We start from the raw sequence: 19769 nt of genomic DNA, 5'->3' as shown, positions 1-19769 counted from the left end.
TTTACAGTCCCTCCTTGTCATCGACGGATAATCTCAACCAATTACCGTCATATTTATAATACCAGGAGGGTTCGAAATTAAGCTTTCTGCTTTCATTTGGGTCTCTGGTCATCTTGTACCCAACGGCAATGTCCTCTACATAATCAAGGTCGATCGAATCCACTTGGTTCAATGCATAGATGACGGAAGAACCTGATGGCAACAAGACTTCAGCCGTATCTTTAAACGAGAAGTCGAGTTTAAAGTATGGCCGACTGTATTTATTGATGCCGTTCTGACCCCATGTTTGGGAGACTTCAGCCATCCCGTTATCGTTGAAGACAGGGTGGTTTTGCAGAAAAAGGCGATATACGATTTTATTTTCATAAGGGCTTATGGAAAAGAGTTGATAGTCATCTGTCCAACCGCCATGATCATTGACGAACTCCATGCTCTTTTGTACGAGCATGGCAGGGGAGGATCCATCATCTTTCTCCTCAGAAGGGTTAACGAACGAGAATGTATTGTGATTCTTATCCACCGTCAATATGGAGGAGACATCCATATATGTCACCAGATCGTCCACAGAACCCATATTTACACTATTGGGATCACTAAATAGCGCCTGTTTATATTCTTCAAGGGAGCTTAATTCCGTGTAGTAATAATAACTGACATAATCCTCGGCATCCTTTGGTAGAAAAATGGTTTTCTTATCATTTATCGGCTGTTTCACGTATTGACGATAAGCACTATTATATAACGCTCTTTGCACGAAGTTCCGTTTAAATGAATCCAGGCTGGCAAGGCTCACCTGACTTTCATACACAGCCTTTTCCTCTTTATCGTCACTGACTGTAATAAAGAAAATGGAGCCTGTATCACGATTTGCATCGTTCAAATCAATGACAATCCGATTAAACGAAGCAGTTGAAATATTTTTTTCTTCCAAGTTCAATCCTTGACTGAAGACAGATAAAGGCACGATATCGGGAAACACCAGTTCAAACTTATCTTCACCCTGAATGAGGGTATTGATTTCTTGGAAACTGTACTCATTTGATATATTTTTAATTTCGAAAAGAGACCACTTCCCCAGCTGTTCGGTCACTTTATTCATTTCGGTCTGATTGGTTGTACCGACTGTTTTGTCCCTTCCATGATAAAAGAGCTTAAACGGCTTAATCAGACGGGTATTCAACTCATTATCCTTGAGCTTTTCCCCGACTGACACATCATAAGCACGATCACTGTTGATCGTATCGTATCCCGGTGAATAGGTCCAAAGATTAAAGGTAAGGAAAACACTTATGCAAACAAGTACGGTTAAAACGATCGATTTAATTTTTTCATAATTCATGCCCAATCATCCTCCTGTGTTGAATCATATGGGAGGGTAAATACGATTGTCGTCCCTTTACCTTCTTTACTCTTCGCCCACACATCACCACCGTGTGCTGATATCATTTCTTTCGCAATGGCAAGCCCTAATCCCGTACCGCCCATTTGTCTTGTGCGGGCTTTGTCTACACGATAGAAACGCTCGAAGATCTTTTCCAGATTATCTTTCGGAATTCCTAACCCCTGATCGGATACGCTGATCTCGATGAATCCTTCTTTTTCTTTCACTGTAAAGGTAATGGTGCCGCCTTCTGGTGAATACTTTAATGCGTTGGAAATAATATTATCGAGCACTTGAGTGATTTTATCCTGATCAATTTCTACAAACATCGCTTTATCCGGCAAGAAGCGGTTAAATGTTACATTTATATCCTTGGTCATTTCAAAACGATCGATGATTTTATGGAAAAATAGGATGAAGTCCACCCAATCTTTATTAAAACGGTAGTCTTTACTATCCATTTTTGATAGCTGAAGGAGGTCATTGACGAGACGGATCATCCGCTCAGTCTCGTTCTGGGTCACGTCAAGAAATTGGGGGGCTATTTCCCTGTCCTCCCATGCTCCTTCTGCCAGGGCCTCCAGATAGCTCCTCATCGTCGTCAAAGGGGTGCGAAGTTCGTGGGAAACGTTGGCGACAAATTCCCGTCTCTCTAAATCTATCTTCTCTTGTTCCGTAATATCATGCAAGACTGCTATAAGACCATTCACGAACCCCGTCTCTTTTTGGATAATAGAGAAATTCGCTCGTAAAATATATGGTTTATCCTTCGTACTGTAATCCAGAATGATAGAGTCCTGTTCATTCGATAAGTCATCGAATGTATACTCCTCATCCAGTCCCAACAGTGAAACGATCGGTTGGGAAACGACTGTTTCACGTGAAACATCCAGCATATCAGCAGCAGGATCATTAATGAGAATGACCCGACCTTTTCGATCTGTCGCAATGACCCCATCCGTCATATAAGACAACACTGAAGAAAGCTTCCTTCTTTCCCCCTCAGTCGTTGCCTGGGCTTCTTGAAGACGCTTTGTCAGATTATTAAACGTAATGGCCAATTGACCGATTTCATCGTATCCATAGACCTTTACCTTCCTCGAGAAATTACCTTTTGCCATGGCTAAGGCCTGCTTCCTCATATCCGAAATGGGCCTGGTAACGGTTTGGGCCAATAATACCCCCAAAACAGCCGTTATCGCCAGTGCAATGATGGTCCCATTTGTGAAGATCTTATTGATTTCACTCATTTGATCATAAACCGTTTCGATTTCCCCGGCGATATAGATGGTCCCAATGACTTCGTTGTTCGACTCAATCGGTTTGGTGTATACCCAAATTCGATCCTTTGTCTTATCATCAAGGTAGATATCGTCGTCACCAAATCCGAGTGCAAGGGCTTTTTTAACCTCTTTTTCCGCACTGATCTGACCGACCAGACCTTGATTATTGGGATCAGAGGTCCCCACGATTCTGGCTCTGTCATTAATGACCCTGATTTCAGCTATATCGGATGTTTTACTGCTATCGTTTAATATCCTGTATACATCCTCCTGAAGGCTGGGATCGTCCTCGGTCCTTTTTTTCAACATGGCTTCTTTTACGGTATATTCTAGTAAGTTCACTCTATTGGTAATAGAGGTTTTAAAGTTCTCCACCAGCTTCTGCTCAAGTTCCCGTACAAAATAAACCCCGATGATTTGCATGGCGAGCAGGATGAGCAGAACGTAGATCAGAACAAATTTCAAATGAATCGAACGGGTTAAGCCAACTTTCTTCATTACATATTACTCCTGTTCAGGATTTCGTAAGTAATAACCTACTCCTCTACGTGTTACGATCCAGGTAGGGTGACTTGGGTTATCTTCAATTTTCTCGCGAAGACGTCTGACAGTCACATCGACTGTACGCACATCCCCGTAGTAATCATAACCCCACACAGTTTGAAGTAAATGCTCCCGGGTCATGACCTGTCCGATATGCTTCGCCAAGTAATGAAGGAGCTCGAACTCACGGTGAGTCAATTCGATTGTTTCTCCCCGTTTTGAAACAACGTAGGCATCCGGATGGATCGTTAAGGATCCGACGGTGATTTCATTATTCTCATCCTCGACAGCTTGCTGCGCCCCGTGCTGATGACGTCGCAGGTTGGCTTTCACCCTGGCAATCAATTCACGTGTACTGAACGGTTTGGTCACATAATCATCCGCCCCAAGCTCCAATCCCAATACTTTATCGATCTCAGAGTCTTTCGCTGTGAGCATGATGATTGGCATTTCATACTTCTTCCTGATTTCACGGCACACTTCCATTCCATCACGATTCGGAAGCATGATATCAAGAAGGACAAGATCCGGCTTGATTTCTTCCGCCATCTTCACCGCTTCATCGCCATCATATGCACAATGAACCTCATATCCTTCTTTCTTTAAATTAAACTGTAATATATCTGCAATTGGTTTCTCATCGTCAACGACTAATATCTTCTTTTCCATATCAATTGATCTCCTTTAGAAAAAAGTAATGGATCATATAAAGTTGTGATTAGTATAGGATTCTTCCTTTAAATTTATCACTTTCTCCATATTAATTCATCTTTAACTCTATCATACCCTTTATTTCAATGCTTGTTGACTATAATCTAAATATAACAAAGGGGACTGACAAATAAAATGATTGTGTCAGTCCCATGCTTGATTCCCTCTATAAAATTACAGTACATCCAATGGATTAATCAGAGATCCATTTTTGAAAATTTCAATGTGAAGATGAACCCCTGTTGCTTCACCTGTTTCTCCCATGATCCCGAGCTTCTGCCCTCTTTCAACCGTTTGTCCGGCAGAAACAGAGATGGAGTCTAAATGAGCATAAAGAGTTCTATATCCATTACCGTGATCAATGATGACCTTATTTCCATAACCGCCATCGTCCCAGCCTGCTGATACGACTCTTCCGTTATCAACGGATTTGATCGTGCGGTCACTTGGACGGGCGATGTCGATACCTTTATGCATTTTCCCCCATCTTTGTCCTTGCTTGGAAGAAATATAACCGCCATTCGTCGGCCACGCAAAACTTCCCGATCCTCTTGAAGGAATGGCTTTCGTCCCTTTAATCACGATATATTTCACTGGATCTTTTAATTTCTTTTCTTCTTTTACATTTTTAGAGATTTGAGAACCATTTACCTCTGTTGTTTCGAAAGTAACGGATCTCTCACCATCCTGACCCTCTTGCTTCACTTTCGTGTCGCCTTTATTCATAGAAGAGTCTTCTTCTACTTCTTTATCATAAGCGATCTTTTCAATCTTATTTGCTTCCTTCTTAACGAGTACGTGAACAAGCGGCTCGTATGCAGTAACGTTTAACTCTGCACCCACCTTCAGCGCGTCGTCCTCCTTCAAGCCTTCGTTCAACTTGAGTAAAGTACCGGTCGTCAATTGATGATCTTCGGCAATCGTACTAAGTGAATCGCCTTCTTGCACCTTGTATTTCTTCTCTTCTAACGCACCTTTTTCAAGAAAATCAGCCGCTTCTTCAGGGGACATCATTTCTTCCGGTTTCACCTGCGCTTTTTTAACGTCTACATTCTCTTTGAAAGAAACTTCTAATAAACGAGTTTCATTTTCTTTTAAAGCGGGTAAGGAAGTAGTTGAAGAGTTCTTTTTTCTTGCCTCTAATTCAGCCAACTCTTCTTCAGAAACATAGTTAAGCTTAAAGGTTTTTAAAGCTTCTTCAGCAGCCTGTTCGTCTTTCACATACGCAACCGGCTTATTGTCGACGATTAAAGCAAATGCATTTGCTTCGATTGCTACAGATTTATTTACGTTTTCAATGACTTGTTGATTGTTGGTTTTGACAGCTTCAAATACATTCTCAGGTATGTACGTTACTTCATGATCGAAATCAACCTGGTAATCACTGTATTCCTTCTGAGCCTTCTCAATCTTCTCCTCTAATACCGCCTTTACTTCGTCCTGACTTGTAACGGCACCTACATACTCACTACCCATGTACACATGATAGATGGTTTGTAGATCTTCTTCAGACCCCGTAGCGGCAGCAGAAGAAAAGGTTAAAGTGGTAAGAGCGAGTGTTGTAATCCCTACTCTCTTCACTAATTGACTTGATCTATGTCGAATATTAAGTTTTTTATATTTGTCTAAAACGGGTGAGAACTTCTCTCCAAAACTCATTGACTTGCCTCCTATAAACTAAAGCAAAAATCCCAGTTAACGGTAGTTCATTAAGCCTAATTTAGTCGAATTCTATAAAATTGCTACTTTACTAATTTACCATAATTCGACGAAAACCGGGACGCAGAATCATGATTGTAATATAACTGTATAATTTATCTGAAAATATTTTTTGCTTATCGGACGATGATCCGCGTCATAATGGGAATAATATGGGTCTAAGGATGTATTTCCGATTGAAATAGGATTGGTAGAAATTAGAGGATTTTTGTTGTTTTATGTTACATGAACATTACAAGAGGCATAATAAAAAAGTACTACGAGAGTCAAAGTCGTCGCAGTACTTTTTGTGTGATGGCTCAGGACGGAATCGAACCGCCGACACATGGATTTTCAGTCCATTGCTCTACCAACTGAGCTACTGAGCCATATTAAGTATGTATCCTACAAGTAGAATGTGGTTGTCCATCGTCCAGCTTCGATCGCTTCCTCGACCTTCTCGCTTATCGAAACCATTTTTCCATTACATGACTATCAGGTATGTAAATGGCGGTCCGGACGGGACTCGAACCCGCGACCTCCTGCGTGACAGGCAGGCATTCTAACCAACTGAACTACCGGACCAAAGTTTTTTTGCGCTAGCAAAAATAACTATCCTTACCTTGCGCTTGCAAAAAATATGTATTCTATTTCCATATAGTATTACCTAGTAAAACAGCAATCTATCAAAAAGGAAATAAAATATGACCCATACGGGATTCGAACCCGTGTTACCGCCGTGAAAGGGCGGTGTCTTAACCGCTTGACCAATGGGCCGTAAAAAATGGTGAGCCATGAAGGATTCGAACCTTCGACCCTCTGATTAAAAGTCAGATGCTCTACCAACTGAGCTAATGGCTCTCTAAGTATATATAAACACGAATCGAAGGCTTGATCAAAGCCTCTTTCGTGACAACGAAATTAATATTATCACAGTATGAATGTCGAGGGCAACAGTTTTTTTGGTTTTTTTGTCGAAAATTATTTCTCGGGGAATAATTTGGTCAATAACAGATTAATTGGGGAAAGGGATTATGTGATTTTCCAACGCCTGCGAGTCTTCCACATAAAAAAGATCTGCCACCAAAGCAGCAGATCTTCACCTCTCACACTCTTAATAAGTCAAACTGGCCGCCACAACCAACCCGACAACGATCGCTGCGGAAAATAGGCTGAATCCAATGGCGATGTTTCCTTCTTCAACTTTCTTGGCTAAGTTCGTGCGCGGGGTGAGGACGTACTCGATGATCCAGTAAGCGATAACCTGGGTCGCAATTCCGATCAGGCCCCAGATGAACGCGTCAAGCAGGTTCAGGCTGTTCGCCCAGACGGTGTAGATGACGATGGCGAGTCCGATGGCTTTCCCCCACAGCTTCAGTGCTACGGCGATGTTTCCTTCTTTGATTAACTTCGCTTCTGAAAACTTGGTGGTGAAGGCGAAGACGGTGATTCCGAGGATCATGAGACCAAGGCCGGTACCGACGTGGGCCAGAAAGCTGAGTAGGGCGTCACTTGTAATGATTTGCATGTATATGTTTCTCTCCTTTTTCATTCTCCCGTATTCCTACAGGGAGAAAATATGATTCGTTATCGGTGATGGCATTTCCTGCCCGTATGCCGATGGCGCCGGGGTTGCCGTTGATGATGAAGCTCCCGACCATCAGGCTTGCTTCCTTTTCCCCTTCATCGATCGTGATCACCGAGACAGGTAGTGGGCAGAACTTTTGATAGACAGGGAGGGTTTGTTTGTAGGTTTCATTTTTATCTTCCAATAGGACCTTCCCTGTCGCTTCCAGGATCTTGACCGTATCTCCTTCGCGGCCGAAAGCAGGCTTCTGAACGTAGGTCATCCCGCTTACTTCGAAGGGTTCGGGATCCAGATAGGTTGGAAGGAAGTAGCGTTCAATCCACTTGTGTTCTTCTTCTGTGAAAAAAGGGCTTCCTTCTTCATGCAGTCCCCATATGAGTGCCTGCACCCCTTTTGATTGGAGCAAAAAGGCGGAGGGAGGGTTCAAGATCGCAAGCTTTCTATCCAAGACCATCTGCATCAGTTCCAGACCGACTTTTTCTTCCGTGAACGGATCTTGATCATCAACGAGATGCTCGACGGGATAGGTTTGCCGGTATAAGACATCGATCCGCTCTCCGTTTGGGGTATAAAGTCCATCATCCCGAATGTGCAGCTGATCCAGACTGACATATTCTGAAGGGGCACCGGAAAGCTCCTGGATATACTTCGTCGTCAAGTAATCTTCTTCGTGATCAGCATGGGAAGTGAAGACGATTTTTGCGTCTCCTTTTCGGCCAAGGGACTTCCAGGAAGATAAGAGACCCCGTTTCAACTCCTTGGCTAATTCTTCTTCCATTTCCGCGTTCGGGTTCGGACAATCAAAATACTGACATACCTTTTCATTCACGTAATAGAGTTCTTTGATGAATGTAGGAGTATCACTATTGAATTCCAATAGTTTCATTTCTCCTTCTGAAACGACAAAATCGAATCTCCCGATGAGACATTCTTGCGGGATGGATTTATATTTTATATAAGAAAGGGATTCCCCGGGGTATCCGAGCTCGAGGAGGGTATCATCGTCCAACTCCCGAAGCAGATCGGCTGTCTTATCAAAGATGGCGTACACCCGCCTTGACGCTTCGTGAATCGCCGCTACCGTTTCACTTGTTTTCATATGGATATCCAGTAAGGCGTATTCCATGTCATATAAATTGTGCCAAAAATCCGGAATGTCGTGGTAAAATTCATTTCTTTTTTCACGATGAGAGGTTGTCATATTATCCTCCAAATCCACCTTTAGAGCCGCTTCCGATTCCCGATTTATAGCTTTTGGAATATGATTTGTATTTCGAGAAATTTTTCAGGTTTGATTTGTTTTTAAACATCCTGCCGGCGAACCAAAAGTAACCAAAGTGAGGGGAACGGTTGTCATCACAATAATACGTCCCGCTGTCATCATCCCAATCCCAGTCGTCACAGTCTACATCCGTCGGCTCCGGTGGAAGGTCCTGATTCCCGCATCCAGTGACAGATATCGCCATAACGGAAGCCGCCACTCCCGCCATCATTTTTTTCGTTTTGTTCATTTTCTTTCCTCCTCCAGCTTATATCCCGTAGCCTTCACATATAGTAGATACACATAACGGTCCTCATCGATTTCAGCAGAATCCCGTTCCCATTCAACCCCATCTATATAATAGTAAACAGAACCGATGACACTTAGAATATCAAGATGGTAATCATGGTGTTCTATTTTTAAAATGGGATTATGTTTCCGCTGATTTAATTCCCGGATCTCAAGTTTCAGTCGTTCAGGGGGAAACAACGGATCCTTCAGCGGTTCTTCTTCATAGATTTCAACATAAATGATGAATAAGTTCCCTTCGATGGCAGAGGATAGCTGCCGGTAGGTGACTCCTTCCTTTACGAAGAACTCACATTCCCTTCTTGCCAGGATCTGCTCCAGCTCAATATCCTGATAATTATATATCGCTTCGAAGGTGTCGTTCCCTTTTCTCAATCTATATTCTAATATCGGTGCTTTCATTGATCACTCCAGCCTCCTACAATGATTTCTTTTAACTATACGAACCACTGCGGAAAAGGTTTCATTTCCAAGAGGTTCATTGGTATGATTGAACTATGATTTTTTAAAAAAAGGAGGGACTGTATGCTTATTTTCCAAAGGATTTGGAAACAGATCTCGAAGATGGACTTCGGGTTCATTTTTCTATTATCACTGATTATCGTCCTAATTGGAACCATTGGCAGTCATTTTTTGGAACCTGAAACCTTTCCAACGCTCTTTGACGGGTTCTGGTGGACGATGACGACTTTGACCACTGTCGGTTATGGGGATTACTTTCCCGTTTCGGTTGGAGGACGGATGCTTGGGATCTTCCTCTTCATCTTTGGAATCGGGATCATCGGAGTGTTGATCAGTAAGACCGTTGATTCGATTACCACGTTTCAAAAATTCAAAAGGGAGGGAAAATTAGTGTATACATATGAAGATCATTACATTTACATCAATTGGTCAAAGAAAACGGAAAGGGCCATTGAAGAAATTCTCGCCCATGTTCCCGATGCCGAAATTGTACTTATCGATATGCTTCCCGTCACACCGATCGAGCATGAGCAGATTCATTTCATCCAGGGGGATCCTTCTGATGAAAATATCTTGCTGATGGCGAATATCTTTGAGGCTAAGCGGGTGGCGATCTTTTCGGACTCCAAAATCGAGGATCCTTCCCTCATAGACGGTAAGACGCTGTTAATAGCGTCCGCCGTTGAAGGATTATCGAAAACACATCAGAAGGAAGTCCATACGATCGTCGAAGTATCGGAAGACCGTCATATCCCTAAATTTCAGCATATCGCTGTCGAAGACTTTATTTTATCCAATGATTCTGTCTCCCTTCTCATGGCAAAAGCCACCCTGCATCCCGGGACGACGAACCTATTCAGACAATTACTCAGTAAACGGTACGGCAATAACATTCATGAATTCAAGGTGAAGGAAAATTGGAAGACGATCAAACAGGCATCAGAGGAACTTCTTGAAAAAGGGGCCATTCTCCTCGCCGTGAATGATAATATGGATTTCACCGACGCCACGAATCGTGAGCTCCAATCAGATGACATTCTCTATGTAGTATGTCATGACCGGGTATACGAAGAGTTGAACAAATAAAAAAATCTCAGCCGATTGCAGGCTGAGATTTTTTTCATATCATTAATTCGGGCTCCATACGCTGCGAACAACATTTGTTTGAGAGCGGTCCGGTCCGACTGAGAAGATGGAAAGAGGGATTCCTGTCAATTGTGATACCCGCTCTAAGTAATGACGGGCATTTTCAGGAAGATCCGTCAGCGTCTTGCATCCTGTGATGTCTTCCGTCCAGCCTGGAAGCTCTTCATACACAGGCTCACATTCAGCCAGGATGTTAAGGTTAGCCGGGAATTCTTCCATGACTTCACCTTTATATTTGTAAGCAACACAGATTTTCAATGTTTCGATTCCTGTCAGAACGTCGATCGAATTCAGTGAAAGATCCGTTAATCCGCTGACACGGCGGGCATGACGTACAACCACACTATCAAACCAGCCGACACGGCGCGGACGTCCAGTCGTTGTACCGTATTCACGGCCCACTTCACGGATTCTGTCTCCTGTTTCGTTCGATAGTTCCGTCGGGAAAGGTCCGTCCCCTACGCGGGTTGTGTATGCTTTCGATACGCCGACTACGTGGTTGATTTTTGTAGGACCAACACCAGAACCGATCGTTACTCCGCCAGCTACCGGGTTAGAAGATGTGACAAACGGATATGTACCTTGATCGATATCAAGCATAACCCCTTGAGCTCCTTCAAATAGAACACGACGGCCGTTATCGATGGCATCATTCAAGACAACGGATGTATCGACAACATAGTGCTTGATCTGTTGACCGTACTCATAGTACTCATCCAGGATGTCTTCAATGTTGAAGCCTTCTGTTTCATAGAATTTTTCGAAAAGGCGGTTTTTCTCTTCAAGATTACGCGCAAGCTTTTCTTCGAACGATTGACGATCCAGAAGATCTGCGATACGGATACCAACACGAGCGGCCTTATCCATATAAGCAGGACCGATTCCTTTTTTCGTTGTACCGATTTTATTGGCACCTTTACGTTCTTCATCGATTTCATCCAGCTTTAAGTGATATGGAAGAATCACATGTGCACGGTTGCTGATTCTTAGGTTGTCCGTTTTCACATCGCGATCGTGAAGATACTTCAACTCTTTCACAAGAGCTTTCGGATCGACAACCATCCCATTTCCGATGACAGATGTTTTTTCGTTATAGAAAATACCTGATGGAATTAAGTGTAATTTATATGTTTCACCGTCAAACTTAATCGTATGACCCGCGTTGTTCCCACCTTGGTAACGCGCGATTACTTCTGCATGTTCAGAAAGGAAGTCAGTGATCTTTCCTTTTCCTTCGTCTCCCCATTGTGTACCTACTACTACTACTGAAGACATATTAAGCACCTCCGACGGGAATTAGTATTCCCTCTTTTATCAAACAAACTCATTTTATCAACACTAAAACTGAAAGTCAATCAAAACACGAACGTTTATATAGGTAATTATATTTATGTTCGTGTAATTTCTGACTTTCATCTTTAAAATCCTCTAGTTTTTAAGAATTTTGAGACAAATAATACAGGTTAATTGTAATGATGGTGGTGAAAACGGGACCGTTCCTATAGCGCACTTTAGAATATTTTGCTAATCTAAGATAAGCATTTTGAATTTTACATACAATTGAATATTGGGGTGACGATGTGATGATTAGACGATTTTTTAGTTATTACCGTCCGCACCGGCGGCTTTTTTATATTGATTTTGCCTGTGCGGTGTTGGTGGGACTTTTAGAGTTGGGATTTCCTTTGGCGGTATCGTGGTTCATTGATTCTTTATTGCCTGAGGGGAATTGGAGTACGATCCTGGCCGTGTCTGCCGGTCTCCTTGTTCTTTATCTGCTCAGTTCGAGTATGCAGTTTGTGGTGAACTACTGGGGGCATAAGCTCGGGATCAATATTGAGACGGATATGAGGCGGGAATTGTTTCATCATGTTCAGAGGCAATCCTTCCGCTTCTTTGATAATACGAAAACGGGTCATATTATGAGCCGGGTGACCAATGACCTGATGGATATCGGGGAGCTTGCCCACCATGGTCCTGAAGACCTGTTCATCGCCGTCATGACCTTTATCGGGGCGTTCTGGATCATGCTCTCGATCAATATGGAGCTTGCTTTGGTTGCGATCATCATCGTTCCTTTCCTTGTGTGGCTCATTTCGTATTCAAATATCAAAATGAATGCGGCCTGGACGAAAATGTACGGAAATATCGCGGACGTCAACAGCCGTGTTGAAGACAGTGTTTCGGGGGCGAGAGTGGTTCAATCATTCACGAATGAGTCTTACGAAATGGAACGCTTTAACGAGAATAATCAATTTTTCCGGAAGTCCAAGTTAAAAGCGTATAACGTGATGAGCGTGAATTTATCAGGGATTTATATTACGACTAGGTTGATGACCTTGATCATACTAGTATACGGAGCCTGGCTGAGTTTTTCAGGGGCCCTCTCGTATGGGGAGCTTGTCGCCTTCATCCTTTATATCAACGTCCTGTTTAAACCGATCGACAAGATTTCAGCCCTCTTAGAGCTGTATCCGAAAGGAATGGCAGGCTTTAAGCGGTTCACCGAGCTCATGGATATGGAGCCGGATATCGAGAATCGCCCCCATGCGATTGAAGTATCCACTCTCAGAGGGGATATTGCCTTTAACGGCGTGACATTTGGATATGAACCTGACCGGCCCATACTGAACGATTTATCCTTCACCATCCAACCCGGACAGACGGTCGCATTTGTCGGTCCTTCCGGTGCCGGGAAAACGACGATATGCTCATTGATCCCCCGCTTCTATGATATAGGAGAAGGAGCCATCACCATTGATGGGATCGATATCCGTGAGATGACAAAGGAATCCCTCCGTTCCCAGATCGGGATTGTACAGCAGGATGTGTTCCTATTCACTGGGACGCTCCGTGAAAATATTGCTTATGGAAAACTTGATGCCACTCAGGAAGAGATCGAGGAAGCGACGAGACGAGCGCATCTGACAGATCTGATTGCATCCCTTAAAGACGGATATGAGACCCAGATAGGAGAGAGGGGACTGAAGCTATCCGGAGGGCAGAAGCAGCGCTTATCCATTGCCCGCATGTTCCTTAAGAATCCACGGATCCTGATTCTGGATGAGGCCACTTCTGCTCTGGATACAGAGACAGAAGCGATCATCCAAGAGGCGTTAAATGAACTCGCAAAAGACCGGACCACCCTGGTGATTGCCCACCGGTTGGCAACGATCAGGAAAGCGGACCGTATTCTCGTCGTCACTGAAAACGGGATCGCCGAGGATGGGACTCATGAAGAGTTGCTCTCGAATGAAAATGGAATCTTTACAAGGCTTCATGCCCATCAGCATGCGACAATCTTATAACAACAAAAAAATCCAAGCCTGGTAAGCTTGGATTTTTTTTTATTAAGCCGGAGCGTCGTCGAACCGCCGCTCCAGATTCACGAATTTATTGTATTCCTTCACGAACGCCAGAGACACGTTCCCAACCGGGCCGTTACGCTGCTTGGCGATGATGATTTCAATGATATTCTTGTTTTCTGCTTCTTTGTCGTAGTAATCTTCACGGTATAGGAAGGCTACGATATCCGCATCCTGCTCGATACTTCCTGATTCACGGATATCCGACATCATCGGGCGCTTATCCTGGCGCTGCTCCACTCCACGGGATAGCTGGGATAAGGCAATGACCGGCACTTGAAGCTCACGGGCAAGTCCCTTAAGGGAACGGGAAATCTCCGAAACTTCCTGCTGACGGTTTTCACCGGAGCGACCGCTACCCTGGATCAGCTGCAAGTAGTCGATGAGGATCATTCCAAGACCGTGTTCCTGTGCGAGACGTCTGCATTTGGAACGGATTTCCCCTACTTTGATCCCCGGCGTATCATCAATATAAATACCGGCATTCGAGAGGCTACCCATGGCCATGGTCAGCTTTCTCCAGTCTTCATCCGTCAAGTCTCCTGTACGGAGATTTTGTGCGTTGATGTTGCCTTCAGCACACAGCAAACGCATGACGAGCTGCTCCGCACCCATCTCCAGTGAGAAGATGGCTACGTTTTCCTTGGCTTTTACGGCTACGTTTTGAGCGATGTTCAGGGCAAAGGCTGTCTTACCCATGGAAGGACGGGCCCCGACAATGATCAAGTCATTTCGCTGGAATCCTGCCGTCATATGGTCAAGGTCGGCGAATCCCGTTGAAATTCCCGTCACGTCTCCCTTACGATTCGTCAGGGTTTCGATGTTGTCATACGTCCGCACGAGTACATCTTTGATATTATGGAAAGCTCCGGCATTTTTACGCTGAGCCACTTCCATGATGTTTTTTTCCGCTTCACTCAGGAGGCTGTCCACCTCATCTTCACGGGCATAGCCGTCAGAAGCGATATCGGTCGCTGTACGGATCAATCTCCGCAGTAATGACTTCTCTTCCACAATCTTGGCGTAATATTCAATATTTGCAGCGGTTGGAACCGAAGCGGCCAGTTCACTTAAGTAAGCGACCCCTCCGACATCCTCGAGCTCTTTCGCTGCTGCCAGTTCTTCGGTCACCGTAATCAGATCGACGGCTTTTCCGCCATCCCCCAGATTCAGCATGACATTGTATATTCTTTGATGAGAGTGACGATAGAAATCCTCTGGAATCAATATTTCCGATGTGGTCGTTAACGCACTGGGCTCCAGGAAAATGGCCCCTAATACCGCTTGTTCAGCCTCAATATTCTGAGGTGGAACCCGGTCCTGAAACATTTCATTCATCTATGCTCACGCCTTCCTTACGATCAACATTATCTATATAAAAAAAGAATGGTATTTTACCGAAAAAATGTGATCAGGATAAAATCCAGATCACATTTTATATCAAGCTATATTCATTTTAACATGTTTTTCTCAAAATGAAGTTACCAAATTTCGTATATTCAGTGGAAAACTATTCTTCCGTTACATGTACCTTTAATGTTGCGGACACATCTGTATGCAGTTTCACAGGAACATTTGTGTAACCAAGGGCACGGATGGCGTCATTCATTTCGATTTTACGTTTATCGATTTTGATATCATGAGCCTTTTTCAACGCATCAGCGATTTGCTTGCTCGTGATGGATCCGAATAAACGGCCGCCTTCACCGGACTTCGCTTTCATTTCGACAGTGATCTCTTCCAATGTCGCTTTTAATCTTTTTGCTTCTTCCAGTTCTTCTTGAGCCACTTGCTCTTCTTTCTTCTTTTGACCTTCAAGCTGACCCATATTGGCGTTTGTTGCTTCAACGGCCAGTCCTTTTTTTAATAAAAAGTTATGTGCATAGCCGTCTGCTACGTTTTTCACTTCACCTTTTTTCCCTTTACCTTTAACATCTTTTAAGAAAATGACTTTCATATCTCTTTTCTCCCTTCAAAATAATCATTTAATGCTTCTTTTAGCTGCTCTTCCGCTTCAAGTACCGAAACCTGCTTGATCTGGGTGGCGGCATTGGTTAAATGTCCTCCACCGTTCAGGTTTTCCATGATGATCTGTACGTTAACGTCACCCAGTGAACGGGCACTGATACCGATTGTGTCAGGGTCCCGCTTCGAGATGACGAAGGACGCAATGACTTCATCCATGGTCAATAGGGTGTCTGCCGCCTGGGCAATGAGAACGGGGTCATAAATGACATCTTCCTCGGCTTTCGCTATGGCCACTCCTTCACGGAAGAATTTGACCGACTCGATCAACCGGGAACGCTTGATGTACGTATCGACATCCTCTTTGAGGAATTTTTGCACCAGCACTGTGTCTGCACCCTGTGCCCGTAAGTAGGAAGCGGCATCAAACGTCCTCGATCCCGTCCTGAGCGTAAAACTCTTCGTATCGACAATGATCCCTGCGAGGAGTGACGTCGCTTCTAACATCGTGATCTTCTCATGCTTCGGCTGATATTCAAGCAGCTCTGTCACGAGCTCTGCCGTAGAGGAAGCGTATGGCTCCATATAGACAAGCAGTGGATTTTTGATAAAATCTTCGCCTCGTCGATGATGATCGATGACGACGACTTTATCCACCTTGTTTAACAGCTTTTCTTCAATGACCAGGGAAGGCTTGTGTGTATCGACGACGACGAGCACCGTATCGTCCGTTGCCATCTCAAGTGCTTCCTCCGGTGTGATGAAGCGTGGATGAAGATCGGAATTCGCTTTGATTTCTTTCATCAATCGTTTCACACCATTGTCGATTTCATTAAAGTTCAAGACAACGTAGCCATCCCGCTGGTTCATCTGGGCCACTTTCCGGATCCCGATCGCCGCTCCGATCGCGTCCATATCGGGATGCTTGTGCCCCATGATGATGACCTTGTCACTCTCGATCATGATTTCCTTCAAGGCATGGGAAATGACCCTTGCCCGGACCCGGGTCCGTTTTTCCATCGGATTGGTTTTCCCCCCATAGAACTTGACCTTTCCATTGGTCTGTTTGATCGCGACCTGGTCACCGCCTCGTCCCAAAGCAAGGTCGAGGCTTGATTGGGCCAGAGTCCCGAGTTCAGGAAGGGAAGAGACCCCCGTCCCGACACCGATACTCAATGTGAGGGGGACATTTTGCTTCGAGGTCGTATCCCGTACATCATCGAGGATTCCGAACTTTTCCTTTTCCAGTACTTGAAGGATCTTCTCATTTATGACGGCGATGAACCGTTCGGAGGACACCCTCTTCAAGAACACTCCGTATTCTTTCGCCCACTTATTCAGAATGGATGTCACGAGGCTGTTTAAACTGCTTCTCGTTTGATCATCCATTCCTTGCGTCAACTCATCATAGTTATCTAGAAAAATGATTCCAATATTTGTGCGTTCATCATGATATTGCTTTTCTATTTCTTTTTGCTCTGTGACATCAAAGAAGTAGAGTAGTTTTTCCTTGAGCTTCAATACGACATGATATTTCCTCTCATTAATCGTCACAATTTCCGAATCGACTTCCTGTTTGATTAATGGAACAAGTGATTCAGCCACATCGTAAAGGGACCTTCCTACGACCGTGTCTTCATTGAAACAAGAGGCAAGAAAAGGATTCGTCCATTCTATGTAATATTCATCATTGATCAGCATGATCCCAATGGGCATCTCCATTAATGCTTCTTCCCCCACACGCTTGACACGATAGGATAAGGTGGAGATATATTCCTCTGTTTCTTCGTGTGATCTTCTCTCAAAATAGAAAGCGAGAAAGTACACGATTCCAAAGACAATCAACCCTATTAACGAAATGATCCATTGGTAAAAGGAAACCGATACTAACAAGAGAGCTGTTAATATAGCTAGACCGTACAATGGGTAGCGGATCATTCGCTTATTAAAATAAGATGGCATGATTTCAGCTCCTGGATCTTAAATTTCTATGACTTGCGTTGCAGGCGTTGTCTTAGATCAAATCCTAAGTCAATTATACCTAAAATTCGCACGAGATAAAGAAGAGGAATCGAAATGATTGTAATTAATACCAAAATCCCTTTGGACCATCCTTTCAGATGAGCAAAGAAATAAATGAAAGACAAGCCTTGCACTGCCATCAGAGTCTGCAGTACATACAAAATATTAATCAGCGCCGTATAAGCGTATGTTCCTTTTTCCGGCTGAAGGATCATGGACAGCACAAGTGTGATCAAATAATACCAAAGAATGCTCTTTGGCAGCTTCCATTCCCTGAATGGCTTGAAAACCGGTACATCTCTTCCCAAACGCTTCATGATCGGGAAATTGATCAAGATGAATAGTAAAGCAAGTACCACCGCTATCCCTACAAACAAAGTAGGAATCAGGGTATGGATCAAATCGACCGAACTCTCCAGGCTTTCAACCAGCCTTTTATCCGGTTGCTGGCCGAGCTTTTCAAAAAAAGAATAATAAGCAGCTTTCGATTCCTTCAGGCTGTCTTCAATTACATTTACACCTAAAAATAGAATGGAAACAACGTAACCAATCACAATGTTGATAATAAGTGTGAGACTTGCTGCCATAAACAGCCTCATCTTATCCACTCTTGCCTTCACACACCAACCAATGACCACCCCGGTTGTTGCCACCATAAAGGCAACCGGCAATGCAAGCAGTCCTCCGAATAAGAAAGACAGCCCCAGTGATCCGATCAAAACCAAAATCGAATTCCATAACGAATACTTGGAACTGAATAAAATAAGAGGGAGGGGCAGCACAAAGAATGCCAGGGTCCCAATAAGCGGAACATATAAACTCAATAACATCAGTACAGTAAAGATGGCGAGCATAAGCGCACCTTCAGTCAAAACACGGGGATTCCTCACTCAAAACGCTCCTTACAGTAAAATAAACAACAACATGCAATAGCTCTATCATATCAATTTTATAGATAGATTTCATCTTAATGACTCACACAAAAAAAGAAGGCGGTCCTTCAACATGCTTCTTTTCTTCATCTACTCTAGTATGCACTCACTCTAAAAAGGAGTATACGTAATAGATAAAGAATGGCAATGTGTCAGGACTACCCTACTATCTCAGATTATGAAATTTTGAATCGTTCAATGGAGGACTGAAGCTCCTGGCTTAAGTCCGTCAGACGCTCCGCTGCTTCTGTAACCGATTGTACGGCCCTTACCTGCTCCTCTGTCGAAGCACTCATTTCCTCGCAGGAAGCGGCTGTCTCTTCGGCTGTCGTGGCCATCATTTGGATCACATTGACTACTTCATCCTTTTCGAGATTGATTTGACCCACTTCGTTATACATATTCTCAATCTCACGCTGCATGGATTTCATTAATTGAGAGGTTTCGTCGAATACATGATTCGTTTTTTGAATCACAACATTCTGTACCTCGAATGTTTCTTTTGTTTTGACCATTTCGTCCACTGCCTGATGAGAGCCCTGTTGGATCTCTACAATCGTGCGCTTGACTTCTTCCGTTGCTTTCACGGATTGATCTGCAAGCTTACGGACCTCTTCGGCTACCACAGCGAACCCTTTGCCGTGCTCTCCGGCTCTTGCCGCTTCAATACTCGCATTGAGGGCGAGCAGGTTCGTTTGAGATGAAATTTCCGTGATCGTTCCCATGACGGATTCAATCGTCTTCACTTTCGCTTCCAGGCTAAGGATGACTTTTTCCATGGAAGAGATGTATTCACTGGAAGAATGGTAGGCATTCTCCAATTCTTTCACCTGATTCAAACCAGACTGGTTCATGGTATCCGCTTTCCCTGCAAGTTCAGACATGGCTTTGGATTTTTCATAAACCCCATCAATCCTTGTTCCCAATTGCTCCGTTTGAAGATGAGCCCGATCAGAATCAGCCGCTGACTGTGAAGCACCTGAGGCAATTTCCGTTACGGCCCTAGCCATTTCCTCACTTGACGCATTTGTTTCCTCAGAAACCGCACTGAGTCCTTCGGCAGATTCCCGTACATTATATATCGAATCCTGAACGACTTTTAT

At 43.9% G+C, this 19769-nt stretch carries 16 protein-coding genes and 4 tRNA genes; 2 read left to right on the top strand and 18 right to left on the bottom strand.

The annotated features are described in order from the left end of the window. Position 1 precedes the first annotated feature (1 nt). The 12 genes from ATG71_RS04605 to ATG71_RS04550 all read right to left on the bottom strand — a co-directional run bounded on the left by ATG71_RS04605 (position 2) and on the right by ATG71_RS04550 (position 9176). Positions 2-1339: a YycH family regulatory protein gene (locus ATG71_RS04605; RefSeq protein ID WP_098438616.1), complete on the bottom strand. Its 1338-nt coding sequence runs from the start codon at positions 1337-1339 to the stop codon at positions 2-4. Beyond that, positions 1336-3162: a cell wall metabolism sensor histidine kinase WalK gene (gene walK / locus ATG71_RS04600; protein WP_098438615.1), complete on the bottom strand. Its 1827-nt coding sequence runs from the start codon at positions 3160-3162 to the stop codon at positions 1336-1338. Before walK ends, ATG71_RS04605 begins: the two co-directional genes overlap by 4 nt. A 6-nt stretch (positions 3163-3168) precedes the next feature. Further along, complete coding sequence (gene yycF, locus ATG71_RS04595; protein ID WP_060674576.1) at positions 3169-3876, bottom strand: response regulator YycF; 708 nt, start codon at positions 3874-3876, stop codon at positions 3169-3171. A gap of 216 nt (positions 3877-4092) precedes the next feature. Next, positions 4093-5577: a M23 family metallopeptidase gene (locus ATG71_RS04590; protein WP_098438614.1), complete on the bottom strand. Its 1485-nt coding sequence runs from the start codon at positions 5575-5577 to the stop codon at positions 4093-4095. A gap of 355 nt (positions 5578-5932) precedes the next feature. Continuing rightward, positions 5933-6005 (bottom strand) — tRNA-Phe (locus tag ATG71_RS04585). 119 nt (positions 6006-6124) lie between these two features. After that, a tRNA-Asp gene (locus ATG71_RS04580) sits at positions 6125-6201 on the bottom strand. A 120-nt stretch (positions 6202-6321) separates the two neighbouring features. Next, positions 6322-6393 (bottom strand) — tRNA-Glu (locus ATG71_RS04575). Positions 6394-6401: 8 nt separating this feature from the next. After that, a tRNA-Lys gene (locus ATG71_RS04570) sits at positions 6402-6477 on the bottom strand. Between the two features lie 253 nt (positions 6478-6730). Further along, on the bottom strand, positions 6731-7144 hold the full coding sequence (locus ATG71_RS04565) for a DUF350 domain-containing protein (RefSeq protein WP_098438613.1): 414 nt from the start codon (positions 7142-7144) through the stop codon (positions 6731-6733). Next, complete coding sequence (locus ATG71_RS04560; RefSeq protein WP_098438612.1) at positions 7125-8405, bottom strand: glutathionylspermidine synthase family protein; 1281 nt, start codon at positions 8403-8405, stop codon at positions 7125-7127. Before ATG71_RS04560 ends, ATG71_RS04565 begins: the two co-directional genes overlap by 20 nt. 1 nt (position 8406) lies before the next feature. Continuing rightward, complete coding sequence (locus tag ATG71_RS04555; protein WP_034764803.1) at positions 8407-8715, bottom strand: hypothetical protein; 309 nt, start codon at positions 8713-8715, stop codon at positions 8407-8409. Beyond that, on the bottom strand, positions 8712-9176 hold the full coding sequence (locus ATG71_RS04550; protein ID WP_098438611.1) for a hypothetical protein: 465 nt from the start codon (positions 9174-9176) through the stop codon (positions 8712-8714). Before ATG71_RS04550 ends, ATG71_RS04555 begins: the two co-directional genes overlap by 4 nt. Before the next feature lie 123 nt (positions 9177-9299). Between ATG71_RS04550 and ATG71_RS04545 the strand changes: the two genes are divergently transcribed. Beyond that, entirely contained in the window at positions 9300-10322 is a 1023-nt protein-coding gene (locus ATG71_RS04545) for a potassium channel family protein (RefSeq protein WP_142953452.1), read from the top strand. A gap of 42 nt (positions 10323-10364) precedes the next feature. Here the strand turns inward: ATG71_RS04545 and ATG71_RS04540 are convergent, their stop codons facing one another. Continuing rightward, entirely contained in the window at positions 10365-11657 is a 1293-nt protein-coding gene (locus ATG71_RS04540) for an adenylosuccinate synthase (RefSeq protein WP_098438610.1), read from the bottom strand. A gap of 308 nt (positions 11658-11965) precedes the next feature. Here ATG71_RS04540 and ATG71_RS04535 point away from each other — a divergent pair, with 308 nt between their 5' ends. Next, positions 11966-13690, top strand: coding sequence for an ABC transporter ATP-binding protein (locus tag ATG71_RS04535; RefSeq protein WP_098438609.1), 1725 nt, complete (start codon positions 11966-11968; stop codon positions 13688-13690). A 42-nt stretch (positions 13691-13732) separates the two neighbouring features. Here the strand turns inward: ATG71_RS04535 and dnaB are convergent, their stop codons facing one another. The 5 genes from dnaB to ATG71_RS24075 all read right to left on the bottom strand — a co-directional run bounded on the left by dnaB (position 13733) and on the right by ATG71_RS24075 (position 19676). Next, entirely contained in the window at positions 13733-15085 is a 1353-nt protein-coding gene (gene dnaB, locus ATG71_RS04530) for a replicative DNA helicase (RefSeq protein WP_098438608.1), read from the bottom strand. Positions 15086-15257: 172 nt separating this feature from the next. Further along, on the bottom strand, positions 15258-15704 hold the full coding sequence (rplI, locus tag ATG71_RS04525; RefSeq protein WP_098438607.1) for a 50S ribosomal protein L9: 447 nt from the start codon (positions 15702-15704) through the stop codon (positions 15258-15260). Beyond that, positions 15701-17674: a DHH family phosphoesterase gene (locus ATG71_RS04520; protein WP_098438606.1), complete on the bottom strand. Its 1974-nt coding sequence runs from the start codon at positions 17672-17674 to the stop codon at positions 15701-15703. The genes rplI and ATG71_RS04520 overlap by 4 nt, the downstream gene beginning before the upstream one ends. A gap of 26 nt (positions 17675-17700) precedes the next feature. Next, the gene (locus ATG71_RS04515) at positions 17701-18624 is read right to left on the bottom strand and encodes a YybS family protein (protein ID WP_098438605.1); all 924 of its coding nucleotides are present in this window, start codon (positions 18622-18624) and stop codon (positions 17701-17703) included. Between the two features lie 218 nt (positions 18625-18842). Then, positions 18843-19676 (bottom strand): methyl-accepting chemotaxis protein, encoded by an 834-nt coding sequence (locus tag ATG71_RS24075; protein ID WP_483295330.1) that lies wholly within the window; start codon positions 19674-19676, stop codon positions 18843-18845. Positions 19677-19769 lie beyond the last annotated feature (93 nt).

It is taken from the genome of Bacillus sp. es.034 (assembly GCF_002563655.1).
In the GTDB taxonomy this organism is placed as follows: domain Bacteria; phylum Bacillota; class Bacilli; order Bacillales; family Bacillaceae_B; genus Rossellomorea.
This window is presented reverse-complemented; position numbering and strand designations above follow the sequence as displayed.